The sequence below is a fragment of the Pseudonocardia asaccharolytica DSM 44247 = NBRC 16224 genome (assembly GCF_000423625.1).
Classification (GTDB): domain Bacteria; phylum Actinomycetota; class Actinomycetes; order Mycobacteriales; family Pseudonocardiaceae; genus Pseudonocardia; species Pseudonocardia asaccharolytica.
Genome location: NZ_AUII01000036.1, coordinates 18,603 through 34,234, shown reverse-complemented (window position 1 = coordinate 34,234; position 15,632 = coordinate 18,603). Strand labels below are relative to the sequence as shown.

Below are 15,632 nucleotides of genomic sequence, written 5' to 3'. Positions count from 1 at the left end.
CGCTGCGCGCCCTGGCCGGCCGCATCCGCGCCCTGGAGACCGAGGCGACCGACCACGAGCGGGCGATCCGGGCGCTCGTGCGCTCCTGGCGGCCGGACCTGCTCGACCTGACCGGAGTCGGTCCGATTGTCGCCGCGGTCGTGCTCACCGCGTGGTCGCACCCCGGCCGCTGCCGCAACGATGCCGCGTTCGCCATGCTCGCCGGGGCCGCCCCGATCCCCGCCAGCTCGGGCAAGACCGTGCGCTTCCGACTCAACCGCTGCGGCAACCGGCAACTCAACCGGGCCCTGCACACCATCGCCCTGTCCCGGCTGCGCTACGACCCCGACACCCGCACCTACGCCGAGGGCCGGCGAGCCGAGGGCAAGACCGACAGGGAGATCAAACGCTGCCTCAAGCGCTACATCGCCCGCCAGCTCTACCGCCAGCTCGAGAACCCGCCCACCTCAGCCACCCGCGCGGCTTGACACACCATAGGAGCGTCCGCACGCCGGACTAGCCTGTCCGGCGTGCCGTTCTTCCTGGTCAGGTTCGCGCGCCTGGTCGGCGCCCGCCTGCGGGGTTGGCGGCTCTCGCTCGCCATCGCCGCGTTCGTGTTCGCGACGAGCTGGCTCGCGATGGCGCTCGTCGAGCCCGCGACGAACGAGATCACGCACCCGGCCAACTACTGGTGGTGGTTCCTCGTCACCGCGGCCACGGTCGGGTACGGGGACTTCTTCCCCGAGACGTTCGGTGGTCACCTCGTCGGGGCCTACGTGATCGTCGGCGGGATCGTCGCGCTGACGGTCCTGTTCACGGCGCTGGCGTCGCAGATCCAGATGGTGAAGGGGAGACGCATGCGGGGAGCCGTCGAGGTCGACCTGAGCGGGCACACCGTCCTGCTCGGCTACACGCCAGGGCGGACCGAGGGGATCGTGACGGAGCTCTGCCTGGAGGGCGACCGGGACGTCGTGCTCGGGGCGTGGGACGACGTCGCCGAGAACCCGATGCCGGAGCACGAGCGGGTCCGGTTCGTGCGCGGGGACCTCACCTCCGTCGACGTACTCACCCGCGCCGGCGTGGCCCGGGCCACAACCGCCGTCATCGACGGCCGTGACGACAACGAGACGCTGACCATGGCCGTCGCCGTCGACCACGTGAACCCGGACGTGCACATGGTCGCCACGCTGCGCGACCTGAACCGCTGCGAACACCTGCGCTACGTCAACCCGGCGGTCCAGTGCGTGCAGTGGCACATGCCGAAGATGGTCACCGAGGAGGCGCTGGACCCGGGCATCACGCAGGTGTACGCGGAGCTGCTGGGCGGCACGGGCACGGGCAACACCTACTCGACGCTGCTGCCGGCGCATCTGGCGGACCGTCCGTTCGGCGAGTGCCAGACCCACTTCGGCCGGGAGTTCGCCGCGACCCTGCTCGCGGTCCGCACCCGGGACCGGTTGCTGGTGAGCCCGAGGTGGGAGGTACCGGTTCCGGCGGGCTCCGTCCTGTACTACGTCGCCGCCGAACGGATCGCCGCAGACCGGATCGCCGCGTCCCGTCCGGCGGGACGGCCCGTGAGCTGATCGCAGGCCGGGCGCCCGCACCGAGCCGGACCCGTCGACATCGGGCAGACTGAACAGCCCAGGAGACACGAGTCCGGGACCGGAACAGTGGCGACAGGACTGACATCCGTGATGCCGCGGCGGCAGTCGGCGATGTCGATCGGACGTCATCCGCGCGACCTGATCATCCTGGTCGTCGCCGCCTGCGTGGTCGTGCTGTGCTGGCTGGCGGCACGGGTCCCGGTGGTCAACCCCGTCGAGCAGGCGATCTTCCAGCAGTTCGCGCAGGTCCCGGCGGCGTCGACGATCGTGTGGCGGGTGCTGACCTGGGCGGGTGGCTGGGCCGGCATCGCGGCGGTCGCGGCGGTGGCGCTGTATCTCAAGCAGATCCGGCTCGGCCTGCAGTGCGCGGGGGCCGGGGTCCTCGCCTGGGTTCTGGTCCTCGTGCTCAACGGCCTTGTCCCGCCACGTCCGGTGCCTGCGGGGCTGATCGGTGCGGCCGGGGTCCGGTTGCCCGGTTCCGAGGGCTTCGCCTTTCTGGCGCCGCATGTCGCCGTCGCCGCGGCCATGGCGGCGCTCGCCGCCCCGTACCTGGGCAAGGCGCGCTATCGCGGTCCGGCGTGGGCGATCGTGGTGCTGGTCGCCGCCGCGGAGATCTACCTCGGCCACAGCCTGCCCCTGAACGCGTTCGCCGCGGTGTTCCTCGGTTGGGGCATCGGCGCGCTCTTCCATCTGGTGTGGGGCGCTCCGGGTCGCCGGACGTCCGAGGTGGCGGTACGGCGGGCGCTGGAACGGGCCGGGCTGGCGCCGGCGGAGGTGGTCGCCCTGCGGGAGCGCCTGGTGGGACGGCTCGAGTTCGTCGTGACCACGACGTCCGGCGACCGGCTGCGGGTGGCGGTGGTGCGGCGGCTGAATCGCCGCGCGGGACCGTGGTACCGGCTGCGCCGGTTGCTGGCGTCGCTGGAGGTCGAGGACGAGCCGCCGCTGTCGACGACGTGCCACGAGACCGATCACGAGGCGCTCGTCGCCCTGTTCGCGCAACGCGCCGGGCTCAACACCCCGCCCCTCGTGCTGACCTGCCAGACCCGGCACGGCGCGCCGCTGCTGGTCCGCCGCCAGATCGAGGGCCGCAGGCTCACCGAACTGCCCCGCGCGGAGATCGACGATCCGCTGCTGGACGCCCTCTGGTCGCAGATCGCGAAGCTGGCCGAGGCCAGGATCGCCCATCACGACCTGCGTGCACGGAACGTGCTGGTCGACACCGAGGGCAACCCGTGGCTGCTCAACTTCACCTTCGGCATGATCGGCGCCTCGGCGGCCCGGACCGCCCAGGACCTCGCCGAGGCGCTGGTCTCGATCACCTCGCTGGTCGGGGTCGAGCGCGCGGTCCAGAGCGCGTGCCGGGTGCTTTCGCCCGATCAGCTGGAGCCGGCGCTGCCGTATCTGCAGCCACTCGCCCTGCCTCGGCGGATCCGCACGCAGCTCAACCAGGAGCGCTATGTGCTGACCGACCTGCGAGAGACGCTTGCCGAGCGGATCGACCGGCCGATCCCGACCTTTCGTTCCCCGGTTCGCCCAACCACCGTGGTGGGGCTGCTCCTGCTCGGCGCGGCCGTCTACACGCTGCTGCCGCAGCTGTCGAGCATGGGTTCGGTGATCGGGTCGCTCGTCACGGCCGACTGGGGCTGGCTGGCGGTCGCGACGGCCACCGGGCTGATCGCCATCGTGCCTGCGGCCGTGTCGATCATCGGGTCGAGCCCGGCGCCGCTGCCGTTCTGGCGGACCACCGCGGTGCAGGTCGCCGCGGCCTTCACCGGGCGCACCACGCCGGGCGGCGTCGGATTCTTCGGGATCAACATCGCGTTCATGGAACGGCTCGGCATCCGCCGATCGCGGGCGGTCGGAGTGACGATGCTGAACATGGCGGGCACGGGCGCCGTCGGTGGGCTCATGTGCCTGATCGGGGTGTTCGTGGTCGGGGCCTCGGGACTGTCGCCCAACCTGCGCATCCCGGTGGGGTGGCCGGTGCTGGCGGCCGCGGCCGGCGTGCTGGTCGCCGCCGCCGCGGTGCTCTGGTCGCCGTTCGGCCGCCGCCGGGTGGTCCGCCCCGGCCTGCGGGTGACCCGTGAGCTGCTGGGCACGGTTCGGCAGCCGCGGCGGGCGGTCGAATTGTTCGGCGGGGCCACCGCGTATCTGGTGATCTCCGGGCTCGGGCTGTCGGCCACCCTGGTCGCGTTCGATCAGCATGTCCCCGTGCCGGCCGTGGTCGCGGTGTTCGTGATCGGCCATACCCTCGGGCACATCGCACCCGTCCCCGGCGGCCTCGGCGCCACCGAGGCACTGACGATCGCCGGCCTGACCGGGCTGGGCGTCGCGCCGCCCGCGGCGGTGGCAACGGTGCTCACGATGCGGCTGCTGACCTACTGGCTGCCGGTGCTGCCGGGTATCGCGGTCTTCCGGTACCTGCAGCACCACGGCATCGTCTGAGAGTCACCTCGCACTACAGCTGCGGTAGAGTGTCGTATCCGATCTCGGGAGGCATTCATGGTCTCGCGTGCGACGTCCTACCGACTCGACACCGTGGTGAAGGCCCGGCTGGAGCAGCGTGCCGCGGCCGAGGGAAGCACCGAGCGTGCGCTGCTGGAGCGTCTGGTGTCGGAGGGCCTGGACATGCTCGACCACCCCGGGATCGTGTACCGGGACGGTCCGACGGGCCGGCGGGCCGCCCTCGCGGTGGGGCCGGACATCTGGGAGGTGATCTCGGCCCTGCGCTACACCAGCGGCGGTGACGAGGAACGTGTCGCGGTGCTCGCCGAACAGTTCGGACTGCATCCGCGCCATATCCGGACGGCGATCGACTTCGCCGCCGGCCACCGGGCGGACATCGACGAGCAGATCGCGGAGAATGACGCGGCGGCGCGGCGAGCCCGCGAGATCGCGGAGCGACGTGCCGACCTCATGGCGTCCTGAGGGATGCGGTTCCTGATCGACGAGATGTTCCCGCCGGTGGCCTGTGTCCGGCTCGGTGAACTCGGCCACGACGCGGTCCACGTGCGGGATCGTGGGGTGGAGGCGTGTCCGGATCAGGATGTCGCCGCGGTGGCCGCACGAGAGGGGCGGGTGCTCGTCACCGAGAACGTCAAGGACTTCGCGGCCGAACGCGACCTGGTGGTCGTCTGCGTGCTGAAGTCCCGCCTTCCGGCGCAGGGTATGGGCCCCCATCTGGCCGATCTGCTCGACGGGTGGGCGAGCGCGAACTCCCAGCCGTATGTCGGCCTGCACTGGCCGAAGACCTCAGGATGACGCTGGTCGTCCGCTCGGGGTGAGCCGAGACAGCGCGTCATGGTGGAGGATGGAGCCGAACCCGACAGCGGAGGGCCGTAGCGATGCGCACCGTTCTCAACGTCATCTGGCTGGTGCTCTGCGGGATCTGGATGGCCCTCGGCTACGTGCTCGCGGGGATCATCTGCTGCCTGCTGATCATCACGATCCCGTTCGGCATCGCGTCGTTCCGGATGGCGGACTTTGCGTTGTGGCCCTTCGGGCGCAGGCTGGTCAAGCGGCCCGACGCCGGCGCGCCGTCGGTGATCGGCAACGTCATCTGGATCATCTTCGCCGGGTGGTGGCTCGCGCTCGCGCATCTCACGACGGCCATCGCGATGGCCGTGACGATCATCGGCATTCCGCTGGCGGTGGCCAACATCAAGCTCATCCCGGTCTCGCTCGTCCCGCTCGGGCGGGTCATCGTGCCTATCGGGCAGAACCAGGGTTTTCCGGTGAACCGGTGAACCCCGGCTCCGCTGCCGGGCCGGCGCCCCGCCGTTGCACTGCCTCCTGGGCCGCGCCCAGCAGGACCTTCGCGACCAACCCGAGCGCGACGAGCCCCATGATCATCTGAATCATCGTGACGATCCGGGCGACCTCGGTGCGCGGGACGATGTCGCCGAACCCGACGGTGGCGAAGACGGTGACCGTGAAGTACAGCGCGTCGGTCCGGCTGAGCGGCTCGCTGAAACTGTCCGACGCGCTGTGCGCGATCACGATGTAGGTCGAGGCGAACAGCAGCAGCAGGAGCGTCAGGCCGACGGCGAAGGCCTGGATCGCGCGCAGCCGGGGCACGTTCGAGCCGAGGATGGCCCGCACCTGCCAGGCGATCGTCGCGCCGAAGACGAGCAGCCCGAGGACGAACCCGATCCAGGTGCCGAGGTCGAGCGGCCGGTCCAGCGGAGCCAGGTAGTACAGCGTCACCAGCACCGCGACGAACAGGCCGGACCGCAGCAGCGACATCGTCACCACCCGCCTGCGGCCACGGGCCGACCGCCCATGCCCACCCGCCGCCGTGCTCGGCTCGTCCTCAGTCGGGGCCATGGGGCCGGTCCTCCCGCGTGCGCTGCCGACCATCGGCAGCGCCGATGCGGTGACCGAACACCCCGGCAACGCCGCGGTCGTCACCCGCGCGGGGTGGTCCGCCGCAGGCCGGGGCCCGCGGGCCGGCGCGGTGGCGGCCGGGCAGGCGCCGCTCACCCGGGCCGGGCGATGCCCGTTCCGGTCCCGGCGCGCACGGTGTCCGGAGGGCCGATGCGGCGGCGCCGGTCCACGGGCGTGCGACAGAGATGAGACCCGATGGCGACGAGGCGATACGAGTTCCGGGTGGACGGCAGGCTGTCCGAGGCGGCCCGGTCCGCGTTCGTCGGTATGCGGATCACCGAGGTACCGCCACAGACGATCATCGACGGTGACGTGCTCGACGAGTCGCACCTGCACGGGATCATCGTGCAGCTCCAGACGCTGGGAATCACGGTGGTGTCCGTGCATCCCGTCCCCGGCTGAGCGGAGCGCGACCCAAGGTGGCCCGCCGGAGGTGAGCCCGTGCCGGCAGTGCCGAGGAGGCTGAGGAGGACGTCGATGACTGAGACCGCGGCGGCGGCTCCGGCAGGTGGTGGGCCGCCGGAAGGGCCGGCGGCATCGCGTGATGCCGCGGCACTTCTCCGGTCCCCGGAGTACCTGCGCCTGCTGCTCCTCGCCGCGGTCATCGGCGTTCCGATCTCGGCGGCCGCGTACTACTTCCTGCAGCTGGTCGGCACGCTCCAACGGTGGGTCTTCATGGACCTGCCACGGGCGGTGGGCCTTCCCGCCGCGCCGGTCTGGTGGCCGCTGCCGGTACTCGTGCTCGCCGGCGTGCTGGTCGGTGCCGCGATCCGCCACCTTCCCGGCGGGGGCGGCCACTCGCCCGTCGACGGCTTCAGCACGGGCGGCGCGCCCACACCCGCGGAGCTGCCGGGGGTCCTCGTCGCGGCGCTCGCGACCCTCGCGCTGGGGGTGGTGCTCGGACCCGAGGCACCGCTCATCGCCCTCGGCGCTGGGCTCGCTGTCTGCGCCGTCCGCCTCACTCGCCGCGACGTGCCGCACCAGGTGGGTGCGGTGGTGGCCGCGGCGGGGAGCTTCGCCGCGATCAGCGCGCTGTTCGGGTCACCGATCCTCGGCGCCTTCCTGCTGATGGAGGCCTCCGGTCTCGGGGGCGCCACGCTGGGACTGGTGCTCGTCCCGGGCCTCCTCGCGGCGGGCGTCGGCTCGCTGATCTTCATCGGGCTGAACGAGCTGACCGGCCTGGGGACGGTCTCGCTGGTGCTGCCCGGGCTACCCCCGTTCAGCCATCCCGATATTGCGCAGTTCGCCTGGGCCGTCGTCGTCGGGGTGCTCTCCGCCGTGGCCGGTTCGGCCATCCGGTGGCTCGCCCTCGTCCTGCGTGCCCGGGTCGAACGCCGGACGCTGCTGCTCACCCCCGTGGCCGGGCTCGCCATCGCCGGACTCGCGATCGCCTACGGCCTCGGCACCGGGAGGAGCTCGTCGGAGGTCCTGTTCTCCGGGCAGGAGGAGATGGGTCCGTTGCTGCAGAACAGCGCCGGCTACTCGGTGGCCGCCCTGCTGCTGCTGGTGGCCTGCAAGGGTTTGGCCTACAGCGTGTCGCTGAGCGGCTTCCGGGGCGGCCCGGTCTTCCCGGCCATGTTCATCGGCGCGGCAGGCGGGATCGCGCTGTCCCATCTCCCCGGGCTGCCGCTCGTCCCCGGTGTCGCCATGGGCATCGGCGCGATGTGCGTGGTCATGCTGAGGTTGCCGATGACCTCCGTCCTGCTGGCCACGCTGTTGCTGTTCTCCGACGGTCTCGCCGTGATGCCGCTCGTCATCGTGGCCGTTGTGGTCGCGCACGTGGTGACCGCGCGGTTGGCACCCGGCCCGACGACGCAACCCACCTCGGCCGGGCCTGCGGCGGTCGCCGCTCCGGCCGACCGGTCGGCACCGCGACCGGCCGCTCCGGCCGAGGAGCCACACGGCGGGTGAGGGCCCGATGTCCGCGGTGGGGTCTGCTCATCCCCGCCGGGTGATGCGGGGCCCTCGGCTCGCTGCGACGCTCCGCAGGGGTGCGCCAGCCGCCTCGAGTTGTGATCGGGACGAGCCAGTGGAGCGTGAGATGACGGATCGACGGACCGACCCATCCCTGCAGGACCTCAACCCCGGACTGCTGCTCGGGGCGGCGCTGATGCTCGCCGTCGGAGGCGTGCTCGGGTTGGCCGGTATCGCGCTCGGCGGCGCCGCGGTGATCGCCGCCAGCCGGCGCTGGTATCACCGAGCGGACCTGCCACCCAGCCAGCTCGCGAAACTGAAGTGGGAGCAGGCCAAGGCGGCGGCCGGCGCCGGGGCCGGTGCGTGGCGCGACACCGAGGAAACGAGGCACGCCGCGCGATAGCGGGAGGGTCCGGCGGAGCGAGCCCCGGTACGCCGATGGCCGCCGCGAGGACGACGATGCTGCGGGCCGCGGGGCGTCCCGCAGCATCCGCCGGTCCCGGGTGTGGCTCACGGCGTGACCTCCGGGGGGTCAGCCGGCGGGGTCGTGCCAGCTGTCGCCGTCGGGCAGCAGGGAGTCGGCTTCCTTCGGGCCCCAGCTCCCCCGGGGGTAGCGGTGCACCGGGACGGCGTCGCCGAGCACCGGGTCGACGACCCGCCACGCGGCCTCCACGGTGTCCTGCCGGGCGAACAGCAACCGCTGCCCGTTCAGCGCCGCGCCGATGAGCCGATCGTAGGGGCGCATGTCCGAACCCGTGTGCTGGGCGAACACCAGCTCCTGCAGCTGCGGTTCGCGCCCCGCGCCGGGCTTCTTCCCAGCGAGGGTGAGGCCGATCTCGGCGTCGGGCCAGATCCGGAACCGCAGGACGTTGGCGATCCGGATGGGGCCGACGCCGAACACGTCGAAGGGCACGGGGCGGAACCGGATGCTGACCTCGGTGGCGGTCACTGGCATGGTCTTGCCGGCCCGGATGAGGATCGGTACCCCGGCCCACCGCCACGAGTCGACGGCGAGCCGGACCGCGACGTAGGTCTCCACGGTCGACAGCGGATCGACGCCCGCCACGTCCCGGTAGCCCTCGTACTGGCCCCGGACCACGTCGTCGGCGGTCAGCGGGCGCAGCGCGGAGATCACCCGCGACTTCGCATCCAACCACGAGTCGGGGCCCGATCGGTCCGGCGGATCGGCGATCACGCTGGCCAGGACCTGCAGCATGTGGTTCTGCACGACGTCGCGGATCGCGCCGGTGCGGTCATAGAACCGGCCTCGGTCAGCGACGTCGAACGCCTCGGCCATGGTGATCTGGATGCTCGCGACGTGGTCGCGGTTCAGCAGCGGCTCGAATATCGAGTTGGCGAACCGGGCGACGATGACGTCGTTGAGCGGGTCCAGGCCCAGCCAGTGGTCGACCCGGTAGATGGCATCCTCCGGGAAGAACCGGTGCATCGTGTCGTCCAGCGCCCGCGCGCTGTCCCGGTCGGACCCGAAGGGCTTCTCCACCATCACCCGGGCCTCCGCGGCCCGCTCGGCGGCCGAGATGCCCTGGGCGATGCGGCCGAACAGGAACGGGGGTACCTCCAGGTAGAACAGCGCGCGCGGGCCATCGCCCATCGCCGTCGACATGGCGGCGTAGGTGGCGTCGTCGTCGAGGTCGCCGTCGACGTAGCGCAGCAGGCCGAGCAGCTTCTGAGCGGGCGCCGATCCGGGGTCGATGTCGTTGTGACGCAACGACGCCGCGGCGTACTCGCGGAACCGGTCGACCCCCCATCCGCTGTTCGCCACCCCGATCACGGGGACATCCAGGACGCCCCGTTCCACCAGCCCGACCAGCGCGGGGAAGGTCTCCAGCTTCGCCAGGTCACCGGTCGCACCGAAGATCACCAGCGCGTCCACTCGGTCCGCTGCCATGGTTCCCGCTCCTGCTGCTCCAGGCCGTTGGATAACCCACGGTGCTTCCCTCGGCGGTGGTCGCACCTCACCTCGACGGGATGACCGGGCCGGGAGACGTGGTCGCCGACGGGCGCGGCGGGAACCGCTCAGGGGCGCGGTGGGGAAGGAACGAGCGGGTGCCGATGGCCGGCGGGGCGCCACTCGTCCGCGGCGGGTGATGTCGTCGGTGGTCCGGCCGGGGAGGGTATCGGCCCTCGCGCGGCGACACGTCTGCCCCGTCGACATCCCGCGCTCACCCGAGGAGGTAGCCATGACCGAGGCCGCAATCGCCGACCACGGGTTGATCGGGGACCTGCAGACGGCCGCGCTGGTCAGCACGGACGGCTCGGTCGACTGGTTCTGTTGTCCGCGCTTCGACTCGCCGAGCGTGTTCGGCGCGCTGCTCGACGACGCGCGCGGCGGGCACTTCCGGGTCCGGCCCGCGCACGGGGCGTACGAGTCCAAGCAGATGTACCACCCGGACACCGCCATCCTCATCACCCGGTTCCTGACCGAGACCGGTGCGGGGGAGGTGGTCGACTTCATGCCGCCCGCGGGGCGGGAGGCCACCGACAACCACCGGCTGGTCCGGATGCTGCGCTGCGTCCGCGGCCAGATGAGCTTCGAGATCGACGTGGCGCCGCGGTTCGACTATGGCCGCCGGGCGCACCAGACTCATCTGACCGAGCACGGCGCCGTGTTCTCGACGGACGCGGTGACGCTGACCCTGCATCCGGTGCGCGAGCCCGACGACGCCCGGCTGGCCCACGTTCGTGTCGACGAGGGCGACCTGCGGGTGTCAATCGACCTGACCGCCGGGGACGTCCGCGGCGTGGTGCTGGAGTCGGCCGCCGACGGACCCCCGCGGGAGATCCGGGTGGCCGAGTTCCAGCGGCTGTTCGACGACACCGTCGCGTTCTGGCGCTCGTGGCTGGCCCGCTCCACCTACACCGGACGGTGGCGCGAGACGCTGCAGCGCTCGGCGATCACGCTCAAACTGATGACCTACGCGCCGAGCGGCGGGTTGGTGGCCGCGCCCACGGCGGGCCTGCCCGAGCAGGTCGGCGGCGAGCGCAACTGGGACTATCGCTACACGTGGGTGCGCGACGCGTCGTTCTCCGTCTACACCCTGCTCCGGCTCGGCTTCACCGAGGAGGCCGCGCAGTTCGCCGGCTGGATGCGGGACCGGGTGGCCGAACGCGTCGGCGGCGAGGGCGGCCCGCTGAACATCATGTACCGGGTCGACGGATCCTCCGATCTGAAGGAGGAGTCGCTGGAGCACTGGTCGGGCTACCGCGGCTCGCGGCCCGTCCGGATCGGCAACGGCGCCGCCGACCAGCTGCAGCTCGACATCTACGGCGAGGCGATGGACAGCCTGTTCTTCGCCGACCGGCGCGGGCTGCCGGTCGGCCACCGCGGCTGGAAGGCGGTCAGCGAACTGCTGGACTGGCTCACCGAGCACTGGGACCAGCCGGAGGAGGGCATCTGGGAGACCCGCGGTGGGCGCAAGGACTTCACCTACGGCCGGCTGATGAGCTGGGTGGCCTTCGACCGCGGCATCCGGCTGGCGGCCTCGCACGGCCGCCCCGCGGCCGTGGGCCGCTGGACCGAGGCCCGGGACGCGATCTACGACCAGATCATGGAGAAGGGCTGGAACCCGCGGCGGCGGGCGTTCGTGCAGCACTACGGCGGCGAGGTGCTGGACTCCTCGCTGCTGCGGATGTCGCGGGTCGGGTTCGTCAGCCCGTACGACCCGCTGTGGACCTCCACGCTGGCGGCGATGGACGGCGAGCTGGTCACCGACAGCCTCGTCTACCGCTACGACCCGGCCGCGTCGCCGGACGGGTTGCAGGGTTCGGAGGGCACCTTCTCCCTCTGCACCTTCATGTATGTGGACGCGCTGGCCGGGGCGGGCCGGTTCGAGGACGCCCGGCTGGTCTTCGAGAAGATGTTGACCTACGCCAACCACGTCGGGCTGTTCTCCGAGGAGATCGCTCTGACCGGGGAGCAGATCGGCAACTTCCCGCAGGCCTTCACCCACCTCGCGCTGATCGACGCCGCGATCACCCTCGACGAGGCCCTGAACCGCGCGAACAGGCGCTGACCGGGAGTGTCGGGTGTCCGCCGTCGACCTCGCCCGGCTGCAGTTCGCCAGCACGTCGATCTATCACCGGATATCTCCGCAGGAAGCCCCGCCTCCAGGCGGGGGAGGAATGCGGAGCAGTATCCGCATGGACAGATATCCTCAATGCGTGCTGGTGACCGAGATGCTCAAGCTCGCCCCGACCCCAGAGCAGGCCGAGGCGTTGCTGGCCACCATGCGCGCCTGCAACGCCGCCGCGAACCGGGTCCAGAGGTCGCCTACGCGCTGCGGACCGCGAACAAGATCCGGCTGCAACCCGAGGTGTATGGCGAGCTGCGGGAGCAGTTCGGACTGTCCGCGCAGCTGGCCGTCCGCGCCATCGCGAAGGCCTGCGAGGCCTACAAGCGGGACAAGACCATCCAGCCGGTGTTCCGGCCCCTGGGGGCGGTGCCGTTCGACCAGCGCATCCTGTCCTGGAAGGGACGGGACCGCGTGTCGATCCTGACCTTGATCGGGCGCATCGAGGTGCCGGTGCTCAACCAGGGGCGCTGGCGCACCCAGCCCGGGACGACCGTCCGCGGGCAGGCGGACCTGATCCACCGCGACGGCAAGTTCTACCTGGCCGTAGTCATCGACGTCCCCGATCCCGGGGACCTGACCGAGCCCCCGGAGTGGCTCGGTGTGGATCTCGGCGTGGTGAACATCGCCACCGACTCGGACGGCACCACCCGCTCCGGGAAAGCGCTGCGCGGACTGCGCCGCCAAAATCTTCGGCTGCGTCGTCGGTTGCAGGCGACAGGCACCAAGTCCGCAAAGCGTCTGCTCCGCAAACGACGCCGTCGGGAGGCCCGGTTCGCTCGCGACGTCAACCACTGCATCTCGAAAGCCCTGGTCGGCAGGGCCAAAGACACCGGCCGCGGCATCGCCCCGGAGGGCCTCCAGGGCATCCGCGACCGGGTGTCGAGGGCCTGCTCGGTGTGTGGGCACGTCGACAAGCGGAACCGTCCCACCCGGGACGACTTCCGATGCGTCTCCTGCGGGCACGCTGCGCCCGCAGACCACAACGCGGCGATCAACATTGGTCGCCGGGCTGTCGTCATGCAGCCGAACGCGGCGTGACCCTGCCAGCCAGGTAGGACTCGCGATCTGCAAGCCCCGGCGTCAGCCGTGGGGTTCATGACTTCCTCTTCGTGCCGCTGACGATCGGGCTGGCGCTGCTCACCGCCGTGCTGCAGGCCCGCTGGCACCGCACCGGCCAACCGGAGTACCTGCGGTTGACCCGGTTCTTCGGCACCCTGCACGGGTGGTGGGGCGGGGGGAAGACGGCTGTCGGGCGGTCATCCGGACCATCGGCCCGGTATGGGACGGCAACGGGGTCTGGCTGATCGTCGCCGCCGCGACCTTCGCCGCGTTCCCCGCCTGGTACGCGACCATGTTCTCCGGTTTCTACCCGCTGTTCCTCGTCGTGCTCGTCGCGCTCATCCTGCGTGGGGCTGGACCTATCACCACGTGTTCTCCGCCGGGGCCGGGCGCACGCGGCCGTCAATGTCGGCGGCGTGGTTTGCGCCGGAGCAGCAGTCGGGCGCCGCCGTGTACGAGACCCACGAACGTCGCGGTCCAGGCGATCAGGGCGCCCGCGAGCCCGACGGTGGGAAGCCAGTCGAGTAGGTCGAGCCCGATGGCCGGCCGCATCCTGAAGGTGGCGACCGCGTACATCCCGAGCGGGAACACCAGCGCCCAGTACGACGGCTGATAGCGCAGCGGGAGCCGGTTGACGACGTGTCTCCACACCCCGATCGCGATCATCAGCGGGAACCAGAACGTGGCCGTCGCCCACGCGAGCACGACGAGCAGTTCGACCGCGGGCGCCAGCCGGTCGAGCCGCGGCTCGACGGTGCGGGCCAGCAGCAGGTTCGAACCGGCGAGGACGGTGATCGCGACGGCACCCGCGGCGATCCAGGTGGGCGGATCCTCCTCGTCCGGGCCGAGCCTGGCGAACGTCCAGCGCAGGAAGACCATCGTCATGACGATCAGGTAGAGCACGATGCCGAGACAGAAGAACGCCAGGCAGGCGAACGCCAGCGGCTCGCCGCCGAGCCGTGGCAGCAGCAGCGCGCCGAGCACCGCGACCGACTCGGTGGAGACCGTGAGCAGAAACCAGGTTCCATTGATGCCTGCGCCGAGCCCGGGCTTGTCGACGCGCAGCACGACCGCGATCAAGGTCGTGTAGAGCAGTACCGCCCAGAGCCCCAGGCCGATCCACCACAGCACCAGCGCCAGGTCCCACCAGCCGAGCACGATCGCGCTCGCTGCGCCGAGGACCTCGCTGGCGGCGACCGCGGTGGTGAACGCGAAACCCTTGGCGTGGTTGGTCAGGTCGGCGAGCACCAGCCGCGGGAAGCGGACGAGCCGGGCGCTGGTGAACCCGGCGATGACGACGTAGCCGACGGCGGCGATGGCGTACAGCACCTCGTCGAGCACCGGGATCCCGACGAGCCGGCAGCCGATCGCGATGATCCCGGTGGCCATCACCATCGCGAAGTAGCCCGGGAAGAACGTGGCCAGCGGCCCCGGCGCGGGTTCGGATGCGACGACACGGTCCGCGTCCGCTGTCCCCGTCACTTCGCCTCCTGCGTCTGCGGGTACTCGTCCTTGTCGATCATGTTCTTGTCGAAGCGCTCGGCCATCGGCCGGTCGGCGGCCGGCTCCATCTCACCGTCTGACCGGGCGGGAGGACACCATCCGACCCGGGTGGTCCCGGCCCGCCCGCGGGCGGGCCGGGACCACCCGTCTCGGGTGAGGTGTCCCGCCCGTCGGGGAGCGACGCTCGACCTGCTGGCGCCGGTGGCGAGGAGATGCCGGCGTCGTCCCGACCCGACGCGAGGTGGCTGGAATGAGCGCTCCTGAGCGGACCCCGGAGACATCGGATGAACTCACCGAACTCGACGAGCTGGGCCCGATCGACTATCTCGTGATCGAGTTCCCGGGTAACCGGATGACGGGCAGAGGGCTGCCGATGCTCCTCGATCTCGTCGAGCGGGGCATCATTCGCATCATCGACCTGGAGTTCCTGCGCACGGAACCGGACGGAACGCTCATCCGACTGGCGGTCGAGGACCTCGACGGTGACGGTGAGCTGGATCTCGCGGTCTTCACGGGTGCGAGCGCGGGCCTGATCGATGGCGACGATCTCGCGGCGGCGGCCACGGTGGTGGAACCCGGGTGCAGCGCGGCGGTCATCGTCTACGAGAACCTCTGGGCCGCACCGCTGGCCCGGGAGCTGCGCCGTGGCGGCGCCCAGCTGGTCGCGAGCGGGCGGATTCCGGTCCAGGCGTTGCTCGCCTCCCTGGACGCGGCCGGCCCCCCCGCCTGAGTCGCCCCGCCTGAGTCGCCCCCGCCTGAGTCGCCGAAGCCCCGCACGTCACGAATCGAACAGGAGCATCGCCATGCCCGGTCTGCTGCGCGGGATCGCGCGTACCGCCGCCATCGCCGGAACGGCCACCGCCGTGTCCAACCGGGTCTCCCGCCGACAGGCGGGCCGCTGGGCCCGCCAGAGCCAGGAGCAGGCCCACGCCCCTGCCGAGCAGCCGGCGGGCGGCGGAGCCGGCGGCGACGTCCTGTCGCAGCTCGAGCAGCTCGGCGAGCTGAAGCAGCAGGGTGTCCTCACCGAGGAGGAGTTCCAGGCGCAGAAGGCGCGGATCCTCGGCACCTGACGCCGGTCCGGCCCGCGACTGCC

General features: G+C 71.5%; 17 protein-coding genes and 1 pseudogene. 15 read left to right on the top strand and 3 right to left on the bottom strand.

Translation table 11 applies throughout. From position 1 onward, the window contains the following. The 6 genes from G567_RS0122540 to G567_RS0122515 form a co-directional block, all read left to right on the top strand. Positions 1-467 (top strand): transposase (locus G567_RS0122540; RefSeq protein ID WP_028931746.1); only part of this gene is annotated, 467 nt, incomplete at its 5' end. Positions 468-509: 42 nt separating this feature from the next. Next, complete coding sequence (locus tag G567_RS0122535) at positions 510-1,562, top strand: ion channel (RefSeq protein WP_028931745.1); 1,053 nt, start codon at positions 510-512, stop codon at positions 1,560-1,562. A gap of 132 nt (positions 1,563-1,694) precedes the next feature. Then, positions 1,695-4,028, top strand: a complete 2,334-nt coding sequence (locus G567_RS0122530; RefSeq protein WP_147201208.1) for a lysylphosphatidylglycerol synthase transmembrane domain-containing protein — start codon at positions 1,695-1,697, stop codon at positions 4,026-4,028. Positions 4,029-4,085: 57 nt separating this feature from the next. Next, positions 4,086-4,511, top strand: coding sequence for a hypothetical protein (locus G567_RS0122525; RefSeq protein WP_037057885.1), 426 nt, complete (start codon positions 4,086-4,088; stop codon positions 4,509-4,511). A gap of 3 nt (positions 4,512-4,514) precedes the next feature. After that, on the top strand, positions 4,515-4,844 hold the full coding sequence (locus tag G567_RS0122520) for a DUF5615 family PIN-like protein (RefSeq protein WP_028931742.1): 330 nt from the start codon (positions 4,515-4,517) through the stop codon (positions 4,842-4,844). An 83-nt stretch (positions 4,845-4,927) separates the two neighbouring features. Beyond that, entirely contained in the window at positions 4,928-5,329 is a 402-nt protein-coding gene (locus tag G567_RS0122515; protein WP_028931741.1) for a YccF domain-containing protein, read from the top strand. On the opposite strand, the gene G567_RS30665 is transcribed toward G567_RS0122515, so the two are convergent. After that, positions 5,292-5,909, bottom strand: a complete 618-nt coding sequence (locus G567_RS30665) for a potassium channel family protein (protein ID WP_211224030.1) — start codon at positions 5,907-5,909, stop codon at positions 5,292-5,294. The two genes, G567_RS0122515 and G567_RS30665, sit on opposite strands and share 38 nt — an antisense overlap. A gap of 255 nt (positions 5,910-6,164) precedes the next feature. Between G567_RS30665 and G567_RS0122505 the strand changes: the two genes are divergently transcribed. From G567_RS0122505 to G567_RS0122495, 3 genes are all read left to right on the top strand, one after another. Then, positions 6,165-6,371 carry a hypothetical protein gene (locus G567_RS0122505; RefSeq protein WP_028931740.1) on the top strand — a complete coding sequence of 69 codons (207 nt, stop codon included), beginning with the start codon at positions 6,165-6,167 and terminating at the stop codon, positions 6,369-6,371. A 75-nt stretch (positions 6,372-6,446) separates the two neighbouring features. Further along, positions 6,447-7,880, top strand: a complete 1,434-nt coding sequence (locus tag G567_RS30660) for a chloride channel protein (RefSeq protein ID WP_051233427.1) — start codon at positions 6,447-6,449, stop codon at positions 7,878-7,880. 130 nt (positions 7,881-8,010) lie between these two features. After that, positions 8,011-8,286, top strand: a complete 276-nt coding sequence (locus G567_RS0122495; RefSeq protein ID WP_147201207.1) for a hypothetical protein — start codon at positions 8,011-8,013, stop codon at positions 8,284-8,286. Positions 8,287-8,415: 129 nt separating this feature from the next. Here G567_RS0122495 and zwf read toward each other — a convergent pair whose 3' ends face one another. Beyond that, entirely contained in the window at positions 8,416-9,792 is a 1,377-nt protein-coding gene (gene zwf / locus G567_RS0122490) for a glucose-6-phosphate dehydrogenase (RefSeq protein WP_028931738.1), read from the bottom strand. A 292-nt stretch (positions 9,793-10,084) separates the two neighbouring features. On the opposite strand from zwf, the gene G567_RS0122485 reads away from it, so the two are divergent. The 4 genes and pseudogenes from G567_RS0122485 to G567_RS36400 form a co-directional block, all read left to right on the top strand. Then, positions 10,085-11,917, top strand: coding sequence for a glycoside hydrolase family 15 protein (locus tag G567_RS0122485; RefSeq protein WP_028931737.1), 1,833 nt, complete (start codon positions 10,085-10,087; stop codon positions 11,915-11,917). A 300-nt stretch (positions 11,918-12,217) separates the two neighbouring features. After that, positions 12,218-13,015 (top strand): zinc ribbon domain-containing protein, encoded by a 798-nt coding sequence (locus tag G567_RS30655; RefSeq protein WP_211224028.1) that lies wholly within the window; start codon positions 12,218-12,220, stop codon positions 13,013-13,015. A gap of 71 nt (positions 13,016-13,086) precedes the next feature. Beyond that, on the top strand, positions 13,087-13,281 hold the full coding sequence (locus G567_RS36405) for a cytochrome ubiquinol oxidase subunit I (protein ID WP_028931736.1): 195 nt from the start codon (positions 13,087-13,089) through the stop codon (positions 13,279-13,281). Further along, positions 13,200-13,388, top strand: a pseudogene (locus G567_RS36400) (cytochrome d ubiquinol oxidase subunit II); the annotation flags it as partial. The gene G567_RS36405 and the pseudogene G567_RS36400, both read left to right, overlap by 82 nt. A 50-nt stretch (positions 13,389-13,438) precedes the next feature. Here the strand turns inward: G567_RS36400 and G567_RS30650 are convergent. Next, entirely contained in the window at positions 13,439-14,518 is a 1,080-nt protein-coding gene (locus G567_RS30650) for a tellurite resistance/C4-dicarboxylate transporter family protein (protein WP_051233426.1), read from the bottom strand. 271 nt (positions 14,519-14,789) lie between these two features. On the opposite strand from G567_RS30650, the gene G567_RS0122460 reads away from it, so the two are divergent. Together G567_RS0122460 and G567_RS0122455 are read left to right on the top strand one after the other, a co-directional pair. Further along, entirely contained in the window at positions 14,790-15,269 is a 480-nt protein-coding gene (locus G567_RS0122460; RefSeq protein WP_186814228.1) for a DUF6325 family protein, read from the top strand. A gap of 73 nt (positions 15,270-15,342) precedes the next feature. Beyond that, on the top strand, positions 15,343-15,609 hold the full coding sequence (locus G567_RS0122455) for an SHOCT domain-containing protein (RefSeq protein ID WP_028931734.1): 267 nt from the start codon (positions 15,343-15,345) through the stop codon (positions 15,607-15,609). The last annotated feature ends 23 nt before the right edge of the window (positions 15,610-15,632 follow it).